This window comes from Sulfitobacter noctilucae (assembly GCF_000622365.1).
GTDB classification, from domain to species: Bacteria; Pseudomonadota; Alphaproteobacteria; order Rhodobacterales; family Rhodobacteraceae; genus Sulfitobacter; species Sulfitobacter noctilucae.
Genome location: NZ_JASC01000014.1, coordinates 104,403 through 124,217 on the forward strand (window position 1 = coordinate 104,403; position 19,815 = coordinate 124,217).

Sequence of the window (19,815 nt, forward strand, 5' to 3'; positions counted from 1 at the left end):
ATGAAAGTCGCTATCCTGATTGTCGCTGCCGGACGCGGCCGCCGCTTTGGCGATCCGCTGCCCAAGCAGTACCTACCTGTCGCGGGGATCTGTGCGCTGCGCCGGTGTCTGGATACATTCTTGGGCATGGTGAATGTGGGCACCGTCCAAGTTGTGATCCACTCGGATGATGCAGATCTTTACGCCGGGGCAGTGGCGGGCGTGTTTGATCCACGTTTGAACCAGCCCGTAGCGGGGGCAGAGACCCGCGCAAAATCTGTGATGCGAGGGCTACTGGCCTTGCAGGATGCTGCACCCGATGTGGTTCTGGTCCATGATGCCGCGCGGCCTTTCGTGACGGAACGGATTGTCGCGGATGTGCTGACAGCTCTCGAACATGCGGACGGGGCATTCGCCGCCTTACCCGTGGTCGATGCGCTTTGGCAGGCCGAAGATGGGCTTGCCCTGACACCAGTCGCGCGGGACGGATTGTGGCGCGCGCAAACACCGCAGGGGTTTCGGTTTCAGGCTCTGCTGGACGCACACCGCACCTATCAGGGGGATGCTGCCGACGACGTAGAAATTGCCCGCGCGATGGGCATCGACGTTCGTATCGTGCACGGTGACACGGCAAACTTCAAAATCACCACGCCCGAAGATCTTGCCCGCGCAGAACGCTTTCTGCGCTAGGACGCCGCTGCGTCAAGGGCTTGCTTCAGAATTGCGCGGTCGCCGATGTGGTTGGCCAAAATGAGCACCAACCGCGCATTGATGGCATCGCTTTCCTCTTTGCTGCGGCCTTCGTGCAGGGCCAACAGGTCGGCGTAGAAATCGTCAGGTCTGTCGATATTGGCTGTCAGGTTTAGGGTGCTCATGCCGTGGCCTCCTGTCCGGTCGCGCGGCGGATCGCGGCGCGCAGTGCCTCTTCGTCAAATGTGGCCATCCTTGCTGCAACGTGCTGATCGGGGCGGATCAAATAAACCGCGCTTTTTGTGTCGCCCAGATACCGTGCGGCTAGCTGTCCTGACGGATCATCCTCGGCAGACAGGCTCACGGCCTTTGCAGTGATCCCGCCTTCCGTCAGGCTCTCTGGCACATCGGTTTCCAGCGCCAGAACGGTAAAGCCGTCCCCGAGAAGCGCTAATAGATAGCCTTCACCAAGCGGTGCGTCGGGGCAGGGGGCGCCGGGGCGCGTGCGTGCGGGACCTGCTGGCAGGGCGTCGGCACTGTTCAAAGGCGAGCCATCATAAATGCAGGGCAACGACAGACGGCCCGAGTTCACGAGCGGGCGGGCGAATTCGTACCGCTCACTCAGATGCAGGACCGCGTCACGGAACAGACGGCTGGTGTCGGACTTGGGCGTGATGAAATCGGTGGAGCGGGTGGAGTTGAGGATGTTCTCGTCCGCGCCGAACATACGTTCGTCGTTATAGGTGTCGATCAGGCTGGCGGGTGCCTTGTTCGCTACAACCAGCCCCAGTTTCCAGCCCAGATTATCCGCATCCTGCATGCCGGAATTTGCCCCGCGCGCCCCAAAGGGCGAGACCTGATGTGCGGCGTCCCCGGCAAAGATCACCGGCCCCTTGCGGAATGTCTCCATCCGTTTGCACTGGAATGTGTAGATCGAGGACCAGACCAGCTCGTATTCCACATCCGCACCCAAAAAGGCGTCCAGTCTTGCGCGGATGTTCTCCTCTTTCATCTCTTCACTGCGGTCAATGTCCCAGCCGATCTGGAAATCCACCCGCCAGATATCATCGGGCTGCTTGTGCAAGAGGGTCGAGGCACCGGCAGATTTGAACGGTGGATCAAACCAGAACCAGCGTTCGGTCGGAAATTTGGTGTTGATCATCTTGATGTCGGCAATCAGGAAGTTGTCTTGGAATACGCGGCCCGTGAAGTCGAGGTCGAGCATCCCGCGTAAGGGCGAATTGGCACCGTCGCACCCGATCAGCCAATCCGCTTCGAGGGTGTAGGGGCCATCGGGCGTCAGGATGGTGATAATGACGTGATCATCCTTCACCTCCACGCCTTCGACACGGTTTTTGCCGCGGATCTGGATCGGTGCGCCCTGCGCTTGCAGGTCAAAAGCGCGTTCGATCATGAACTGTTCGAAATAGGGCTGCTGCATGTTGATGAACGCAGGAAATTTATGCCCCTCTTCGGGCAGGAGGTTGAATTCGAACACCTGTCTGTCTTCGTGAAACACTTTGCCGATGTTCCAGACCACACCCTTGTCCACCATCCGTTCGCCGCACCCATAGCGGTCTGCAATTTCGAGGCTGCGTTTGGCAAAGCAAATCGCGCGGCTGCCCATGCCAACACCTTCGTGATCGTCTAGCACCACCACCGGGATGTTCTGCCGCCCCAGATCAAGCGCTGTAGCAATGCCCACCGGACCACCACCCATTACAACGACCGGATGGCGGACGGGTGTCGCCGCATCCTGATCCGCGTTGCGTTCGTAAGGATAGGCTTTGAAAGCAAGCGCATAGCGTTCATCGAACATGGTTCATTCCTTCGGGCAAAAGGGAGTTGGTTTCACTTGTAACGAATTTGGTTGCATTTGAAACCAATGTCAACAAGTCGCTGCGCGGCCCTCGGCATTCTTGCGTGATGCGGTTCACTAAAAAACGGGTTCTCATATGACGGCCATTGTGTAGACTGATCTTAATTTAAGACGTTCCAGATATTTTCAGCGACCATCGGGAAACCCAAAATGTTTAGCATCTCTGTTTACCGCAGTTTCGTTCTATTAATTATGGCCAGTATGCTGGGTATTGTGACCCATCTGACGGCCGCGCAAGCTCAGCAAAGCCCGTTTAGCGGCGGCTGGACCTTGCAGCCGGAAATGTCGAACCTGAATTTCCAATCGGTGAAAAAGCAGACGGTTGTAGAATCAAGCAGCTTTGCCACACTGGAAGGTGCGATCGACGACAGTGGCAAGACCGAGGTCAACGTCCTGCTCGACTCGGTTGATACCAAAGTTGACCTGCGCAATGTGCGGATGCGGTTCCTGTTTTTCGAGACGTTCAAGTTCCCCAGCGCCAAGATCACAACCCAGATTGATCCCGCATTACTGAACGATTTGGCAACAGTACGCCGCAAGACCTTGCCGATCAGCTATACGATTGACCTGCATGGCGTGACCAAGAGCTTCGACGCCGACGTGGCGGTTACGCTGCTGACGGATGATCTGGTGTCGGTTGCCAGCACGACGCCGATTTCGGTCAGCGTGGCAGACTTCAATTTGATGGAAGGGCTGGGCAAGCTGCAAGAGGCTGCAAACGTCGATATCATACCGTCGGCGACTGTTTCCTTTGATTTTCTCTTCGCCCGCAACAGCACCACGGCTGAGGCTGCGCCGGCGCAAAGCGCCGTGACAGAGCCGAGCTCAGTGGCGCTAGAGGTTGAGGGCGATTTTGACCGCGAAGCCTGCAAAGGGCGTTTTGAAATTCTGTCGCGCACCGGTAATATCTATTTCGCCTCCGGCAGCTCGCGCCATGACAGCAAAAGCGAACCTTTGCTGAATTCGCTGGCAGGCATCATCCAGCGTTGCCCTGATATGGTGATTGAAGTGGGCGGGCATACCGATTCTATTGGCAGCACCTCTTCCAACCAGCGCCTGTCAGACGCCCGCGCTGATGCCGTCCGCCGCTATCTGATTTCCCGCGACCTCGACCCGTCGGTTCTGGTGAGCAAAGGCTATGGCGAGACGACGCCACTAGCGTCGAACGACACCTCTGAAGGACGCTGGAAAAATCGCCGCATCGAATTCAAGGTGCTGAGCAACTGAAATGAAATGGGATTTTCGTAGAGTGACAAGTGTATATGGCCGACTGGCCAGCGTTCTGGGATTGTTATGCGTGCTGCTGACAGGTGGCGCATCAGCACAGGAACAAGGGCCGCGCATCGCGTTGATCGTGGGCAATGGCGGCTATGGCACCGTGACCCCGCTGGACAATCCCGGGCCCGATGCCACGCTGATGGCGCAGACGCTTGAAACGCAGGGCTTTGCGGTCACGCTGTTGATCGACGCAAACCAGATCACGCTGAACCGAGCGATCTCGCAGTTCGGTCGTGATCTGCGCGAAGCGGGGCAGGAGGCGACAGGCCTGTTTTTCTACGCCGGTCACGCTGTTCAGTCTTTCGGCTCAAACTATCTTTTGCCCACCGATGCCAGCCTGACCAATGCTGCTGACCTCAGCCTTGTGGCGGTGCCAGCACAGGCTGTCCTGCGGCAGATGTTCTCGGCCCGCAACCGCACAAATATCGTGATCCTTGACGCTTGCCGCAACAATCCATTTCAGGCGATCCCCGAGTTGAACGACAATGGTCTGGCGGAAATGAAATCACCCACGGGCACCTTCCTGTCCTATTCCACAGCGCCAGGTGCCGTGGCGCTGGACGGGTTGGATGGCAACAGCCCCTTCACTCAAGCACTGGCCCGTGAACTACCCACCCCCGGCCTGCCCATCGAACAGGTGTTCAAGAACGTGCGCGTCGCCGTGATCGAGAAGACGAACGGCCAGCAGACCCCTTGGGATACCTCGTCGCTCACCAGCAACTTTGTCTTTTCACCCGAGAAAGGCATCAGCGCGGGTGAGCAGGCCGAGCTGCAGCTCTGGGACTCTGTCAAAGACAGCACAGATCCGGTGCAGGTCGTTTTGTTCATGCGCGGTTATCCTGACAGCCCGTTCATCCCCGAAGCACGCGCTCTATTGTCACGGCTGATGGGTAGCACACCTGTGGTGCCACCGGCCCCTGCCGAAACAATCGCGGCCGCACCCGAACCCGAGCCCGAGGTCGACACAAGCCAGGACCAGCAACGCCTGATCGGCATCGCCCAATCCACCGGCGCGGCAGAGGATTATCAAGCCTACATAGACGCCTATCCCGAAGGCACCTACGCCGAGCTGGCGACCTTCGAGCTCAAGATCATCGCCGAGAAAGTCGAGCGTGCAGATGCGGGTACCGATGCAGGCGAAACCGTGGTTGCGGCCTTGCCCGAAGCATCCCGTGCGGCACCGCCTCCGATGGGGACCGAACTGACCTTCACAATGCCATTCACATCAGGTGGCGAGGCGATCATGGGCAAAAGCATCGAAGAATTGGTGACGCTCTCGCCGCTTTTTCCCCCGATCGAGGGCATCCCGGACGAGCTGTGGAAAGACCAGTCCTGCTCAAACTGCCACCAGTGGACCAAAGAGGCGCTGTGCACCCAAGGCACTACCTACGTGACGGCGGCTGACGACAAGGCGATCAGCAAAAACCATCCCTACGGCGGTGGGTTCAAGATGAATCTGCGGGCATGGGCTGACGGTGGCTGCAAGTAACTCTGGGACTGCTTAGCAAGCAAACGCCGGGACGGGTGCCCTGCTGGTCTGGTCATATCCAGTCTTCTGCCTATATGGAGGGGCGGTAGCGGCCCCTGCGGTCGCAACTCCCTATTGCAAAAGGCCAACGCATGACCCTGCTGAAACGGCTCACCGATAAAGAAGCGACCGTTGGCGTCATTGGATTGGGCTACGTTGGTCTGCCGCTCGCCATTGCAGCGGCAAAAAGCGGCTATCAGGTCATCGGTTTCGATGTCGATGTGACTAAGGTCGAGCGGCTCTATGCCGGCACGAGCTATATCGAGGCAGTCGCGGATACGGACCTATCCCTGACCCGACCCAGCTGCGCATGGACAACTGATTTTGCCCAAATCGCTACTTGCGACGTGGTGGTAATCTGCGTGCCGACCCCGCTGACCCAACACCGCGAGCCGGATCTGTCTTTCGTCGAAGATACCGCGCGCACCATCGCCGCGCATCTTAGCGCGGATACGCTTGTGGTGCTGGAATCAACCACATGGCCCGGTACCACTGATGAAGTGCTGAAACCCCTGCTGGCCGCCAGTGGGCTTGCCTTGGGTCAGGAAATTTTTGTCGGTTACTCCCCCGAACGCGAAGATCCCGGTAACACCAGTTTCCGCACCCAGACGATCCCCAAGATCATTGCAGGGGACGGTCCGCAAGCGCAGGCCATGATGGAGGCGTTCTATGGCGCCGTGGTCGAAACCATTGTGGCGGTGCCGTCCCCCACCGTGGCCGAAGCCGTTAAGATCACCGAGAACATCTTTCGTTCCGTCAATATCGCTTTGGTTAATGAGCTGAAGCTGATCTATGACGAGATGGGCATCGATGTCTGGGATGTCATCGACGGTGCCGCAACCAAGCCTTTTGGCTTTATGCCATTTTACCCCGGCCCCGGTCTGGGCGGTCATTGTATCCCAATTGATCCGTTTTACCTGACGTGGCGCGCACGAAAATTCGACGTGCGCACAAGGTTCATCGAGCTGGCTGGAGAGATCAATACCAACATGCCCGATCATATCGTGCACCGGACCCGCGAAGTGCTGGACCGTGCAAGCGGCAAGGGCCTGAACGGGTCGCGGGTGTTGCTGGTGGGTGTGGCCTACAAGAAAAACGTGTCTGACATGCGCGAAAGCCCTGCGATGCGGTTGATGCAATTGTTCAGCGACGCGGGTGCCAAGGTATCCTTTATCGACCCGCATGTGCCGCGTATTCCGCCGATGCGGGAGTATGGACTGTACGAGGGACGGCAGGCGCTCGATCCTGACGCGCTAGAGGTTGGCGCCTGCGATGTGGTGGTGATCGCAACGGACCATGATGCGATTGATTACGCTGCTCTGCTCACTCTCGGCGTCCCAGTTGTCGACACCCGCAACGCAATTGCAAAGCGGGGTTTGCCGATGAAGGATGTGACCAAAGCATAAGGGGGTCCACCCTAAACCGCTTTCGCCGTTTCCGTTTCAATCGCCGAAGCCATGACATCGACAATCAAATCGATTTCGGCATTTGTCGAGGTAAAGCAGGGTGCCAGCAGCACGTGGTCACCTGACGTGCCGTCGGCGCAGCCCTGCGATGGATAGCAGATGACCCCGGCTTCTAGCGTTGCTTTGAGGATGCGGCCTGCCATATTCAGTGACACGTCGAACGGCGTTTTGGATACGCGGTCGGCGACGATTTCAACCGTCCAGAACAACCCGCGTCCGCGGATATCGCCCACCTGCGGATTTTGGTGTAGCCTGCTGCGCAATCCGCTCTCCAGTCGTTGGCCAAGTCGGCGAACATCGGTCAACAAATCACGGTCTTCTATTTCTTGCATCACGGCCATTGCGCCTGCGGTGGCAACCGCATGCGACATATAAGTGTGACCGTTCCATAGTTTCCCGCTGCCCGAAAGGATCGCGTTCACCACTTTCTCGGATGCCATTACAGCAGCAATGGGTTGGTACCCTGCACCCAGCCCCTTGGCCATTGTTGTGATGTCGGCGGCAATGCCTTCTTGCTCCAGCGCGAACAGGCTGCCGGTGCGCCCCATGCCACACATGACCTCATCAGCAATATAGAGCACACCATAGGTGTCGCAGATCTCGCGGATCCGTTTGAAGTATCCTCGGGGCGCGGGCTGTGTGCCAAGGGACGCACCAACCACGGGTTCGGCAACGAATGCAGCGACGGTTTCAGGTCCCAACGCCAGAATGCGGGCTTCCAGCTGGTTCGCCATGCGCAGCGCAAAATCCGCTTCGCTCTCGCCTTCTTTTTGGAAACGGTAAGCATAGGCCGCTTCGATGTGCTCAACGTCGATCAACAGGGGCGCGAAGGGCGCACGTCGGCCCGCGTGACCACTGACCGCAAGTGCCGCCAGCGTATTGCCATGGTAACTCGGCGCGCGGGCGATGATGCGGGCACGTTCCGGTTGTCCGTTCTCGATATGATACTGACGGGCGAGTTTCAGCGCAGCCTCCATCGCCTCGGAACCGGACCCCAGATACATCACCCGACCTTCGCCTGTGCCGTCGGGCGCATGGGCGATCAGATAATCAGCCAACTGTTCGGCGGGTTCGTTCGTAAACAGACCCGTATGCGCAAAGCTGAGCGTCTCCATTTGGCGCGCCACCGCTGCACGCACAGCCGAGTTGTCATGGCCAAGGCTCGACACCGCTGCACCGCCACAAGCGTCCAGATAGCGCTTGCCGGTGCTGTCGATCAGAAACGATCCCTCCCCCCGGACGATGGTCGGCTGATCCCCGGTCAGGGTGCGGCGCAGGACATGGCTCATGTGACATTCCTAATTGTAACGGTGGGGCGGCACCTGTGATCAAAGCGTACCTATGCAGCCCATTATCGCGCAAGAGCAGGGCGCTGTCTGTACTGATTTCGTGCTAGAGCGAGGTCGCCGCGCGGCTGGCCTGGTCGTATTGCCCCGAGATCGCGCGCAAACCCGCCGCCATTTCGCGCAGATCGTCGCCGTTGGTATCTGTCCTACCCAGCCCATCCAGAAAGCAGGACTTTCGGATCGCGCGGTAGGCTTCACACAGCGCAGCCCCCTCGGATGAGGTGCTATAGAAGACCTCCTTGCCGCGCTTGTCGGTTTCCAGCAGACCTGATTTCACCAGTTTGCGCAGCGCGTAGTTCACGGTGTGGGTGTCTTCGATGTTCAGCAGGAAGCAAATATCGTTCAACCGCTTTTCGCGGTTGCGGTGATTGGTGTTGTGCAACACCAGAATTTCCAGAGGAGTCAGATCAGCATTGCCTGCCGCCGCCATGCAGCGCGACATCCAGCGTGTGAAAGCGTTGTAGGCGATGATCATCCCGTATTCGAGTTCTGACGCTTCCCATCCATCCCCTTCGGCAAGATGCCGGGAAGATACGATGCGTCTTTGGGGGAGGGATGGCTTGCGGTTCGGCATTTGGCGCTCCTTTTTTGCTCAAAAACGCTAACAACTTGTCGACAAATTGCAAGGATGGCCAAGCTATGCGGGTGTGGCCTCCCAGATATAACTCTGTGAGTTGTGGAGTGTGTTAAAAAACACGCGCTGCTGCAAAGTTCGTTTATGTGCTGATCTTACCCGATATTTGGCAGAACAAGCCAATATTCGCACGAAATGGAAGTTTCCCGCGTGGCGCGAAACTCAAACGACGCAAGATCACCCCACTTTCGTGAATCCATCTTGAAAAACGGTCTTTCCCGAAATGCGCGTTTTTGTTAACTTCGAGTTAATAAAAAAACTGAGGCAGGCAGAACGAGCAATGAAAACGGGCTTTAAGGGCACGTTTGTCATCAGCTGGTCGCAAACAGAGATAGACGGTCTTGATGCCGCGCCGGTGCAGAACCTCAAGGTAGGGGCAGCATGGGCATGGCGTGGGGACGCAGTTCGGGTCGATGGCCCGAATGATGTATTGCGGCTGGATCAGGCAGACGGCGCAGATAAACTTCGCAAACGAGCGGCACGCATGGTGCATCGCCTTGTCGGCGCGGCGTTGGAAACAGCACCGCCGGTGCTAAGCGAAGACCAGAAAGACATGCTCGAGACAACGGCGTTGATGGACAATAGTTTTGTCGTCACGGATGGGGGTCAAAGCTATACCGTTACGCTGATCGAGGTTGGTGGCGGAACGCAGCCGTTGTTGATGTTCCTGAATGAAATCCCGCCGCGAGACTGCGATTTGTGGATCGTGCATCACACACTGGGTGCCACGCCGCATGATGCCGATAGCGCCGGAAGCGGTGGGGTCATTTGCTTTACCCCCGGCACGCGGATCATGACGCCCGAAGGGTTGATGCTGATCGAGGATCTGCGTGAAGGCGACATGATCCAGACCAAGGACAACGGAGCGCAGGCAATCCGTTGGGTCGGCAGCCGGCGCATGACAGGTGCACGCCTTTTCGCCATGCCAAAGCTGCGCCCTGTGCGCATTGCGGCGGGGGTGTTGGGCGACGATGTGCCGGACGAGGATCTGATTGTCTCGCCTGAGCACCGCGTTCTGGTCAAAGGTGCTGTGGCTCAGGATTTGTTCAACACACCCGAGGTGCTGGTCGCAGCCAAGGATCTGATTGATGGCACAGGGATCACGGTAGATATGAAGCTGCGCGAAGTGACTTATGTGCATCTGCTTCTGGACCGGCATCAGGTGATGTGGGCCAACGGGGTAGAGACAGAGAGCTTCCATCCGGCTTCAGCTGCACTCAGCACATTGGATGAGGGTGACCGGGCGCGGCTGCTCGCCACGCATCCCGAGCTTGAGTTTGATCCGCATACCTACGGCAGCTTTGCCCGGCGCAACCTGTCCGCGTCAGAAGCGGCGATTCTCAGGCACGCAGCCTGAGTGCAGGTGCGGAACGCGCGGTCAGCTGTCCGCGCGGCTGTCGATCAATGCCTTGATGATGGATTTGGCGCTGTCGCTGTCCCATTTTGCGTCGCCGCGTAGGCGGGCGATCTCGCGTCCTTCGGGGTCGATGATCACACTGATCGGCAAGCCGAATATGCCCATCTGTGCAGCCAGTGCCTGTTTGGGGTCTTGGTGACGGGGCAGGCTATCAACGCCCGCTTCTTTGAAGAATTTGATGATGCCTTGCGGCGAGTTGCGGCCCGTGGCGATGGTCAGCACTTCAAAATCATCGCCGCCGAATTCCTTTTGCAATGCGTTCAGCTGCGGCATTTCCTTGCGGCAGGGTGCACACCAGGTGGCCCAAAAATTGACCAGCACATATTTGCCGCGCCAGTCTTCAAGCGTGGAGGTGCCTGCATCATCCGCCAGATTGAACGCCGCATCCGATGTAGATTCAGGCGTATCATGCACAACGAGTTTCTTCATATCACCGTCACGCAGGGGCAGAATGTCGGGGCCTGCGGCAAGGGCAGGGTTTGCACCTGCCAAAAGGGCCGTATACACGAGGCCGAATATTACTTTTCTCATCTGTCCCTCCGAGGGTTCTGACATGACTGATCACACGTCCAACAAAATGTGGGGCGGCCGCTTTGCCGCTGGTCCCGATGCCATCATGGAGGCAATTAACGCCTCTATCGGTTTTGACAAGCGCATGGCGGCACAGGACATCGCAGGCAGTCGCGCACATGCTGCGATGTTGGCCGCAACCGGCATCATCACTGATAGCGACGCCAAAGCGATCCGGGAAGGCTTGCTCACGATCTTGTCAGAGATTGAAGGCGGGACATTCGAATATTCCACAGCGCTTGAAGACATTCATATGAATGTCGAGGCGCGGCTGAAAGAGGTGATTGGCGAACCGGCGGGCCGGTTGCATACGGGCCGGTCGCGCAACGACCAAGTGGCGACCGATTTCAAGCTCTGGGTGCGCGATCAGCTCGATGCTTTCGAGGGTGGCCTCCTCGCGCTTATTCAAGCGCTCCTCGGACAGGCCGAGGCTGGTGCGGATTGGGTCATGCCGGGCTTTACCCATCTGCAGACGGCACAGCCGGTCACCTGGGGTCATCATATGATGGCTTATGTCGAGATGTTCGGGCGCGACCTGAGCCGGGTGCGCGATGCCCGCGCACGAATGAACGAAAGCCCTCTTGGTGCGGCTGCTCTGGCAGGCACGTCCTTTCCAATCGACCGGGAGATGACGGCGCAGGCGCTGGGCTTTGACCGTCCTGCGGCAAATTCACTGGATGCGGTCAGCGACCGGGATTTCGCGCTGGAGTTTCTGGGGGCTGCCAGCATTTGTGCCATGCACCTGAGCCGCTTTGCCGAGGAATTGGTGATCTGGTCGTCAGCCCAGTTTCGCTTTGTCGCCCTGTCGGACCGGTTTTCAACCGGGTCCAGCATTATGCCGCAGAAGAAAAACCCTGATGCCGCAGAGCTGATCCGTGCCAAAGTCGGACGCATCTTTGGCGCGAACACGGCGCTGATGATGGTGATGAAAGGTCTACCGCTGGCCTATTCCAAGGACATGCAGGAAGACAAGGAACAGGTCTTTGACGCCGCCGATAATTTGATGCTGGCGCTGGCCGCTATGGAAGGCATGGTGCGCGACATGACCGGACAGCGCGAGAACCTCGCGGCCGCAGCAGGCAGTGGATTTTCCACCGCGACCGATCTTGCCGATTGGCTCGTGCGGGTACTGGGACTGCCGTTCCGGGACGCGCATCACATCACCGGCGCGCTCGTTGGCATGGCCGAAACGCAGGGCTGTGATCTGCCTGACCTGACGCTGGCGCAAATGCAATCTGTGCACGACGGGATTACGGAGGATATTTTCGGCGTTCTGGGCGTGGAAAATTCGGTCAATTCGCGTATGTCTTACGGCGGTACAGCCCCTGCGCAGGTGCGCGCACAGATCAAGCGCTGGAAGGACCTTTTGGCATGAGATGGATTTTGGCTATGGGTTTGGGCACGCTCTGTGCGGCTTGTGGCGCTGACGGTGAGCCGGTTCAGCCCACACGGAATGCGACAATTACTCTATCGGATGCTGGCGTGTCGGGCGGGCTTGGACTTGGGATGACGCAAGGTCCCGTTTCGGTATCTGTAGGGTTAGGATTGTGAAAGGGCTACTTATCGCTGCACTTTTCGCCCTTGTCGCATGTGGTCCGCTGCCGCGTGCCGAGCGTAGCAACACAGATCCCGCATCGCGGCAGCAACCCAGCGTGGCAACACCTGGCGTACATGTCTCGGGTCATGCCACTGTCGGCGTTGCGAGGGCTTGGTGATATGTCGCCTTTGCGGATGATTTTTCTGGCGCTGGCCCTCTGGGGCGCGATCCATCCGATGTACTATTTCATCACCTGGTTCAACGCGAACGGCTACGACATCATGGCGATGGTGGATGCCTGGCACGCCAATACAGCGTCCAGCGGTCTAGTCTGGGATCTGACCATTGCGGCTGTCACCCTGACCGTCTGGATCCTGGCCGAGGTCGCCGTGCGGCGGAACTGGTTCGCCCTGATCGCGATCCCTGCAACCTTTTGCATTGGGGTTTCTTGCGGCTTGCCGCTCTATCTTTTTCTGCGGACTGCGCCCGTTAAATAGGGTGCACTACGGTATATAAGGCCAAAAAGAGAATGGATCATTTCCTTTATCGCGACGGTGCGCTCTACGCCGAGGATGTCGCCATCTCCGAAATTGCGGCGGCGGTTGGCACACCATTTTATGTGTATTCCACCGCAACGCTGTTGCGCCATTTTCACTTGTTTGATGATGCGCTCGACGGGATGGAGCACTTGGTCTGTTATGCGATGAAGGCCAATTCCAATCAGGCGGTTTTGCAAACTCTTGCGCAGGCAGGGGCCGGCATGGATGTGGTGTCTGGCGGAGAATACCGCCGGGCACGGGCGGCTGGTGTGCCCGGAGAGCGAATCGTTTTCTCCGGTGTGGGCAAGACGCGAGACGAGATCAGGCTGGCGCTGGAGGGGGGCATCCGGCAGTTCAATGTCGAGAGCGAACCGGAAATGGCCATTCTCGATGCGGTCGCACAGGAATTGGGCGTTGTTGCGCCGATCACGGTGCGGGTAAACCCCGATGTGGATGCCAAGACCCATGCGAAGATTGCGACCGGCAAATCCGAGAATAAGTTCGGCATTCCCATTGCCCGTGCGCGTGAAGTCTATGCAATGGCCGCTGCGATGCCGGGGTTGGATGTCATCGGTATTGATGTGCACATCGGGTCCCAGCTGACCGACCTCGCCCCGTTCGAGCAGGCCTACCTGAAAGTTGCGGAGCTGACCGAAACCCTCCGGGCTGATGGGCACCGCATCACGCGGCTTGATCTTGGCGGGGGCCTGGGCATCCCTTACGAGCGAAGCAACGCCGATCCACCGCTCCCTTCGGACTATGGTGCCTTGGTTCAACGGACGCTGGGCCATCTGGGCTGCGAAATCGAGATCGAGCCGGGACGCTTGATTGCCGGTAATGCCGGGCTGATGGTCAGTGAGGTGATCTATGTCAAATCAGGCGAGGGGCGCGATTTCCTAATCCTGGACGGGGCGATGAATGATCTCATCCGGCCTGCGATGTATGAAGCTTATCACGACATTATTCCGGTGATTGAGCCTGCACCGGGCGTGGCACCCGAGCCCATCGATATCGTTGGTCCGGTATGCGAATCCGGCGACACTTTTGCAAAGCAGCGCAATATGCCGCCGCTTGTTGCAGGTGACCTTGTCGCGTTCCGCTCGGCCGGAGCTTACGGCGCGGTGATGAGCAGCGAATACAACTCGCGGCCCCTGATCCCGGAAGTATTGGTGAAAGAGGATCAATTTGCGGTTATCCGCGCACGGCCCACCTTTGACGAAATGATAAATCGCGATACCATACCTGAATGGTTGTAGGGCTATTCTGCCCGGCAACTGATGGGAGCCAAACGGAATGAGCACTTTCACCCCGGATGACGTAGGCAAGTCCCTCAGCAAACTGCGGTGGCCGCTGCGCATGACGCAGACGGGTATGCTGGCCGAACAGGTAGTGCAGGCGCTCTGGCCCTTGCTGACGGTTGTCCTGTTAACGCTGGCGGCACTGATGCTTGGCTTGCAGGATTCCGTCATGGTCGAGGTCGTTTGGGCCGCTGCGGTGGTGCTTGCGCTTTGCGGACTTCTGTCGATTGTCTATGCCTTCCGGCGTTTTGAATGGCCCAACCGGGCAGCCGCGATGGAGCGGCTTGATGCGAGCCTGCCGGGGCGGCCCATTCAGGCGATGTTGGATGATGCAGCGATTGGTGGCGATGATGATGCGTCGATGGCCGTATGGCGGGCGCATAAATCACGCATGGCGGCGCGGGCAGCGCAGGCTGGGCCGGTGGCGGCTGATCTGCGGGTATCAGACCGGGACCCCTATGCACTGCGCTATGTTGCGGTGCTGGCTTTCGCGGTCGCGTTGATATTTGGATCGGTCTGGCGCGTCGGATCGGTGGTTGGCATGGCCCCGACGGGTGCCGGCTTGGCCAGTGGACCAGTTTGGGAGGGCTGGGCTGAACCGCCGCGATATACCGGACGTCCAAGGCTTTACCTGAATGACTTGGATGCAGGGCCGCTGGATTTGCCAGCCGGTACTTTGATCACGTTGCGTTTTTACGGTGATGTCGGAGCGCTGACGCTGGCCGAGACCGTGTCAGGCAGGACAGTCGATTTGCCAGCCGCATCCGATCCCGCACAGGATTTCGCGGTGGTACAAGAGGGCAGTATCGCCATTGAAGGGCCGGGCGGGCGGTCCTGGTCCGTGACGATGCGGCCCGATACCGCGCCAGAAGTTAATATTCTGGGCGAAGCAGAGGTAGCAGCCCTTGGGGAAATGCGCCTGCCGTTCAGTGCGCAAGATGACTACGGCGTCGAAGCGGGCGAGGCGCGCTTTGTGCTTGATTTGACGGCAGTCGATCGGCGGCACGGTTTGACCATAGATCCAGATCCGCGTGCGCAGATAACGGTGCCCCTGCCGACGCCAATCTCTGGTGACCGCGCAACTTTTGAGGAAAACCTGATAGAAGATTTCTCCAAACATCCTTGGGCGAACCTGCCTGTGAAGCTGACGCTGGCGGTGCTTGACGCCGCAGAGCAGCAGGGTGAGACGCTGCCGCAGGATATGGTCCTGCCCGGGCGGCGGTTCTTTAATCCGTCTGCCGCAGCGTTGATCGAGATGCGGCGCGATCTGCTGTGGTCCAAGGCCAACGCATCGCGCACCGCACAGATTTTGCGCACCATCGCTTTTCAACCCGAAGACGTGATCCGCAGTGAAACTACGGTGCTGCGTCTGCGCCAGATCATCGAGCGGCTGGAAATTCGAGCTCGTTTTGGATTGGACGATGATGTGCAGGACGATCTGGCAGAAGATCTTTGGGGACTTGCAATCGAGTTGGAAGAGGGTGTGCTGGCCGACGCGTTGGAGCGGTTACGCCGTGCGCAGGAGCGGTTGCAGGAAGCAATGAAAAACGGTGCCTCAGACGAGGAAATCGCAGAGTTGATGGATGAATTGCGCCGTGCGACCGAGGAATATATGCGCCAGTTGCAGCGCCAGCAGGCCGAGAATGGTCAACAGGACGGGGAGCAACAGCAGCAGCAGGGCGAGTCCATGCAAATGACGCAGGATGATCTGCAGCGTATGATGGACCGTATCCAGGAATTGATGGAAGAGGGCCGGATGGCGGAAGCTGCAGAGGCGCTTCAGCAGTTGCAGGAAATGATGGAGAACATGCGCGTTACCGAAGGCCAGCAGGGACAGGGAAGCCAGTCGCCGGGTGAACAGGCGATGGAAGACCTCGCCGATACGTTGCGCCAGCAGCAAGGGTTGAGCGATCAGGCGTTCCGCGATCTGCAGGAACAGTTCAATCCCGGTGCGCAGGCGGGCGAAAACCAGGGCAATGAAGGGCGTAACGGGGGCCAGGGGCGCGGCCAAAGCCACGAGGGCCAGAACGGTCAGGGCCAGGGCAGCGATCAACAGCAAGGTCAGAACCAGCAAGGTCAAAACCATCAGGGCGGCAATCAGCCGATGCCGGAAGGTGGCGAGCAGGGCGATGGATTTGGTAAAGGCGAAGAGGGCTTGGCACAACGTCAGGAAGCCTTGCGCGACGAATTGCGCCGCCAGCAGAGTAATTTGCCGGGACAAGGGACGCCGGAGGGCGATGCGGCACGTGACGCACTGGACCGTGCAGGTCGTGCGATGGATCAGGCCGAAGAGGCCCTGCGCAATCAGGATCTGGCCGAGGCCATCGACAATCAGGCACAGGCCATGGAAGCCTTGCGCGAGGGTATGCGATCGTTGGGTGAAGCGATGGCGCAAGAGCAGCAACAGGACCAGCAGCCCGGTCAGGGCACGACGGAATCCGATCGCCGGGCGGAAAACCGTGACCCGCTTGGGCGCGAACAGGGCACCAACGGCGCCACTGGTTCAGAAGGACCGCTGGCGCTTGGTCCGGATCGCGGTGCCCGTGCACGTGAATTGCTGGATGAGATACGCCGCCGTTCGGGAGAGACGGCACGCCCTGAAGTGGAGCGCGACTATCTGAACAGGTTGCTGGATCGTTTCTAGCGGGCGATGGCTGCGCAAAAGGCGTTTACGGATGTCAAGCGCAGGACCATGCGGTCACCACATGGTCTTTTCAGCACGTGACGCCCAAGCGCTGTCATAAGGCGCGCCGCCTTCCTCCCCGCTGGTCATCTCGGCAAGGATATCTCCGATAGAGGGCAGATCAGCGCGCCGGTCGACGCCCTCCCATATTCCGGCACGCATCAACGCACGGGCACATTGGCTGTAAATCTCTGAAATTGTAATGACGATCACGGTTGCGGGTTGGTGCCCGTTCTTCTCAAACCGCGCCCTGAGGGTATCATCATCCGTCAGGATAGCCGTTCCGTTCACCCGCACCACATTGTTTGAACCGGGTACGATGAACATGCAGGAGATGCGCCCGTCTTCCACAATATTGCGCAGCGAATCCAATCGGTTATTGCCCCGCCAGTCCGGCATAGCAAGTGTCCGGGCATCCAGTTCCGTGACAACGGGTCCATCGTCCCCACGCGGGCTGCCGTCTACGCCTTCCGGACCAACGGTGCTGAGTACGCAAAGCTGCGATGCCATGATCCATATGCGATAAAGCGGCGTCAGCTCGGTCGCAACCTTGCGCAGCGCAGGTGCACTGGGCTTGCCGTAGAGCGCATGAAGCGCCGCAAGATCGCTTATCTTATGCATTTGCCCGATACCCTGCTTCGGCCAGCAAAGCATCGGATTCCGTTTCGATGGTCTGTTCAAGGGTTTTCATAAAGGCATCTTTGCTCAGGCCCGGTGCAATGGGATCGAGAAACTCAACGACCGCAAGCCCAGGGCGGCGATACAGGCCCCTGCGCGGCCAGAAGTACCCTGCATTCGTTGAAACCGGCACGCAGGACTGGCCAAGCTGGTCATAGAGGATCGCCGTACCCACCTTATAGCTTACCTTCGCGCCGGGGGCGACGCGGGTACCTTGCGGATAAATCACGATCTGGCCCGGTTCGATCCGGCCGGCGTTCACATCCTGCATCATCTGCTGGATGGCCTTGCCGCGCTTGCCGCGATCCACGGCGATCATCTGCATCCGTTTGGTGTATTGTCCGATGACCGGTGTCCATAGAATTTCGCGTTTCATGATGAACTTGGCGCGGGGCAGGGCGTGAAAAATCATCATGATGTCCAGAAACGACTGGTGTTTGGCTGCGACCAGCACTTCACCATCGGGCACCGTTCCACGGATCTCGCAGCGCAGGCCAATCATCCAGCGCGCAGTCCACATGCACCAGCCTGCATAGGATTTGCAGGCGGCATAGGCCCCGGTTTTGGAGAACATGGCCCAGGGTGCAAAGAGCAGTCCGATGATCGGCATCGCAATGGTTGCCTGGATGATAAAGAGGATCGAGCGCACCCACTGCAGCATCATGCAAGCTCCTTTAACGTGCGTTTGGCCGCTGCGCGGGTCGCGGCAAAGGCGACACCGGCTGCCAGTAGAGGGATCAGCAAAGGCAGCAGCCAATGGCTTCCCTGAAACCCGAGACCGGTCAGAAATCCGCCCATGTCGGAGCCGCGCGGCATCAACAACATCGCAAGCATCCCCAGAACCGTGCCCGCTGCGGCTCCAGACAGGGCGCGCAGCGTGAAGCGGCGGATGAAAGCGAGGGCGATGTAATCATCGGTTGCGCCGATCAAGCGCAGGACAGAGATCACCTGCGCGTTCGCGGCCAGTGCTGCATTGGCCGCCAGTGTGATCATCGCGGCCACAGCTGCGGTGATCAGGACGATCGACACCCATCCAAGCAGCCGCAAGCGCGTCGCGGCTTCAATCAAGGGCTGGCGCCAACGGTTGTGGTCATCCAGCACCGCGCCTGGTACTTCTGCCGCGAGGCGCAGGCGTAATCCCGCAGGATCCATGCCATCGGTGTCTTCAATCACTTCGATCAATCGCGGCACCGGCAGGCTTTCCAGCGCCAAATCGTTGCCAAACCACGGGGCCAGCAGATCGCGTTGTTCCTCGTCGCTCAGGGCGCGGGCACTCGCGATGCCGCGTGTCGTCTCCAGTATACGCAGGGCAGCATCGGTCTGGGCTGAACGTTGGTCGAGTGGAGCGACGATCCGGATGGTGGCGGACCGGGCAAGCTCATCCCCCCAGCGATCAGCCAACCGCCCCGAAGCGAGCGACAGCGCCAAAGCAAAAACGGCCAGAAAGGCCATCGCGCCAGCAGCAAAGACCGTCAGTTGCGCCGTGAACCCTGATGGCGGCACCACCCGGTCCGCGTTCCGGTCCCCTGCCAACAACGCGCGGAGGCTTCCCACATTCGGCCTCACAGATCCGCCCCCGCCAGTTGTATCCGCCGGTTGGCAATGCGCAACACGCGGGCCTGCACATGCGCTTTTGTGGCGCGGATCAGGCTGAGGTCATGGGTGGCGATCAACACGGTTTTGCCCATTTTGTTTAGCTCGATCAGCAACCGCAGCAAGCGTTGCGACATGTCCCAATCCACGTTGCCGGTGGGCTCATCCGCGAGCACCACATCGGGTGACATAATCACGGCCCGCGCAAGTGCCGCCCTTTGTCTTTCGCCACCTGATAGTTCGGGCGGCAAGGCGTCGGCACGGTTGGTCAGTCCGACCCATGACATCAACTCGTCCAGATCATTGCCTGCGGCTTCCGCATGACGGCCTGAAACCGTCAGTGGCAAACCGATATTGTCCGTTACATTCAGATGGTCGAGAAATTTCACATCCTGGTGCACCACGCCAACCCGGCGGCGTACAGCCGTGATATCGTCACGGTCCAGCCCACGGACATCCGCGCCGAACAGCCGGACATGACCGGCCGTCGGAAGCAAAGCCCCGTAGCACAATTTCATCAAGGTGGTCTTGCCCGCGCCCGAAGGCCCGGTCAAAAAATGAAACGAACCCGGCGCAAGTTTCAGCGAAATGTCAGAGAGCAATTCCCCCCCGCCATAGCTGTACGCCACATTTTCCAGTTCGATCACAATCTTAACCCCAATATCACCGCGCCTGTTGTGCCTGAGCATCGTTGCGGATT

19 protein-coding genes are annotated in these 19,815 nt (G+C 59.0%); 10 read left to right on the forward strand and 9 right to left on the reverse strand.

The window, feature by feature from the left end; translation table 11 throughout:
- The gene (gene ispD / locus Z945_RS19620) at window positions 1-669 is read left to right on the forward strand and encodes a 2-C-methyl-D-erythritol 4-phosphate cytidylyltransferase (protein WP_037970999.1); all 669 of its coding nucleotides are present in this window, start codon (window positions 1-3) and stop codon (window positions 667-669) included.
- Here the strand turns inward: ispD and Z945_RS19625 are convergent.
- Window positions 666-854, reverse strand: a complete 189-nt coding sequence (locus Z945_RS19625) for a DUF2783 domain-containing protein (protein ID WP_037971001.1) — start codon at window positions 852-854, stop codon at window positions 666-668. The two genes, ispD and Z945_RS19625, sit on opposite strands and share 4 nt — an antisense overlap.
- Entirely contained in the window at window positions 851-2,488 is a 1,638-nt protein-coding gene (locus Z945_RS0110670; RefSeq protein WP_025052094.1) for an FAD-dependent oxidoreductase, read from the reverse strand. The genes Z945_RS19625 and Z945_RS0110670 overlap by 4 nt, the downstream gene beginning before the upstream one ends.
- A 210-nt stretch (window positions 2,489-2,698) precedes the next feature.
- On the opposite strand from Z945_RS0110670, the gene Z945_RS0110675 reads away from it, so the two are divergent.
- From Z945_RS0110675 to Z945_RS0110685, 3 genes are all read left to right on the forward strand, one after another.
- Window positions 2,699-3,775, forward strand: coding sequence for an OmpA family protein (locus Z945_RS0110675; protein ID WP_037971003.1), 1,077 nt, complete (start codon window positions 2,699-2,701; stop codon window positions 3,773-3,775).
- A gap of 22 nt (window positions 3,776-3,797) precedes the next feature.
- A complete protein-coding gene (locus tag Z945_RS0110680; protein WP_241434496.1) occupies window positions 3,798-5,315 on the forward strand; it encodes a caspase family protein in 1,518 nt (505 codons plus the stop codon).
- A gap of 131 nt (window positions 5,316-5,446) precedes the next feature.
- On the forward strand, window positions 5,447-6,760 hold the full coding sequence (locus Z945_RS0110685) for a nucleotide sugar dehydrogenase (RefSeq protein WP_025052097.1): 1,314 nt from the start codon (window positions 5,447-5,449) through the stop codon (window positions 6,758-6,760).
- Window positions 6,761-6,771: 11 nt separating this feature from the next.
- On the opposite strand, the gene Z945_RS0110690 is transcribed toward Z945_RS0110685, so the two are convergent.
- Both Z945_RS0110690 and Z945_RS0110695 read right to left on the reverse strand, forming a co-directional pair.
- Entirely contained in the window at window positions 6,772-8,109 is a 1,338-nt protein-coding gene (locus Z945_RS0110690; protein WP_025052098.1) for an aspartate aminotransferase family protein, read from the reverse strand.
- Between the two features lie 103 nt (window positions 8,110-8,212).
- A complete protein-coding gene (locus Z945_RS0110695) occupies window positions 8,213-8,740 on the reverse strand; it encodes a winged helix DNA-binding protein (RefSeq protein WP_025052099.1) in 528 nt (175 codons plus the stop codon).
- A 340-nt stretch (window positions 8,741-9,080) separates the two neighbouring features.
- Here Z945_RS0110695 and Z945_RS0110700 point away from each other — a divergent pair, with 340 nt between their 5' ends.
- The gene (locus Z945_RS0110700) at window positions 9,081-10,157 is read left to right on the forward strand and encodes a Hint domain-containing protein (RefSeq protein WP_025052100.1); all 1,077 of its coding nucleotides are present in this window, start codon (window positions 9,081-9,083) and stop codon (window positions 10,155-10,157) included.
- Window positions 10,158-10,178: 21 nt separating this feature from the next.
- Here the strand turns inward: Z945_RS0110700 and Z945_RS0110705 are convergent, their stop codons facing one another.
- Window positions 10,179-10,748 carry a TlpA disulfide reductase family protein gene (locus Z945_RS0110705; protein WP_025052101.1) on the reverse strand — a complete coding sequence of 190 codons (570 nt, stop codon included), beginning with the start codon at window positions 10,746-10,748 and terminating at the stop codon, window positions 10,179-10,181.
- A 22-nt stretch (window positions 10,749-10,770) separates the two neighbouring features.
- Here Z945_RS0110705 and argH point away from each other — a divergent pair, with 22 nt between their 5' ends.
- The 5 genes from argH (at window position 10,771) to Z945_RS0110725 (ending at window position 16,805) form a co-directional block, all read left to right on the forward strand.
- Complete coding sequence (gene argH, locus Z945_RS0110710; RefSeq protein ID WP_025052102.1) at window positions 10,771-12,162, forward strand: argininosuccinate lyase; 1,392 nt, start codon at window positions 10,771-10,773, stop codon at window positions 12,160-12,162.
- Window positions 12,159-12,338 carry a hypothetical protein gene (locus Z945_RS20330; RefSeq protein WP_081780997.1) on the forward strand — a complete coding sequence of 60 codons (180 nt, stop codon included), beginning with the start codon at window positions 12,159-12,161 and terminating at the stop codon, window positions 12,336-12,338. The genes argH and Z945_RS20330 overlap by 4 nt, the downstream gene beginning before the upstream one ends.
- Window positions 12,339-12,503: 165 nt before the next feature.
- Window positions 12,504-12,821 (forward strand): DUF2834 domain-containing protein, encoded by a 318-nt coding sequence (locus Z945_RS0110715; RefSeq protein ID WP_037971006.1) that lies wholly within the window; start codon window positions 12,504-12,506, stop codon window positions 12,819-12,821.
- Window positions 12,822-12,853: 32 nt separating this feature from the next.
- On the forward strand, window positions 12,854-14,119 hold the full coding sequence (lysA, locus tag Z945_RS0110720; RefSeq protein ID WP_025052104.1) for a diaminopimelate decarboxylase: 1,266 nt from the start codon (window positions 12,854-12,856) through the stop codon (window positions 14,117-14,119).
- A gap of 37 nt (window positions 14,120-14,156) precedes the next feature.
- A complete protein-coding gene (locus tag Z945_RS0110725; RefSeq protein WP_025052105.1) occupies window positions 14,157-16,805 on the forward strand; it encodes a TIGR02302 family protein in 2,649 nt (882 codons plus the stop codon).
- Window positions 16,806-16,859: 54 nt separating this feature from the next.
- Here Z945_RS0110725 and Z945_RS0110730 read toward each other — a convergent pair whose 3' ends face one another.
- Genes Z945_RS0110730 through Z945_RS0110745 form a run of 4 tightly spaced genes read right to left on the reverse strand, consistent with a single transcriptional unit; the run spans window position 16,860 to window position 19,762 of the window.
- A complete protein-coding gene (locus Z945_RS0110730) occupies window positions 16,860-17,465 on the reverse strand; it encodes a pyridoxamine 5'-phosphate oxidase family protein (protein ID WP_025052106.1) in 606 nt (201 codons plus the stop codon).
- On the reverse strand, window positions 17,458-18,183 hold the full coding sequence (locus Z945_RS0110735; protein WP_025052107.1) for a lysophospholipid acyltransferase family protein: 726 nt from the start codon (window positions 18,181-18,183) through the stop codon (window positions 17,458-17,460). Before Z945_RS0110735 ends, Z945_RS0110730 begins: the two co-directional genes overlap by 8 nt.
- On the reverse strand, window positions 18,183-19,076 hold the full coding sequence (locus Z945_RS0110740; protein WP_037971008.1) for a cell division protein FtsX: 894 nt from the start codon (window positions 19,074-19,076) through the stop codon (window positions 18,183-18,185). The genes Z945_RS0110735 and Z945_RS0110740 overlap by 1 nt, the downstream gene beginning before the upstream one ends.
- A gap of 8 nt (window positions 19,077-19,084) precedes the next feature.
- Window positions 19,085-19,762: a cell division ATP-binding protein FtsE gene (locus tag Z945_RS0110745; RefSeq protein ID WP_025052109.1), complete on the reverse strand. Its 678-nt coding sequence runs from the start codon at window positions 19,760-19,762 to the stop codon at window positions 19,085-19,087.
- Window positions 19,763-19,815: the final 53 nt, after the last annotated feature.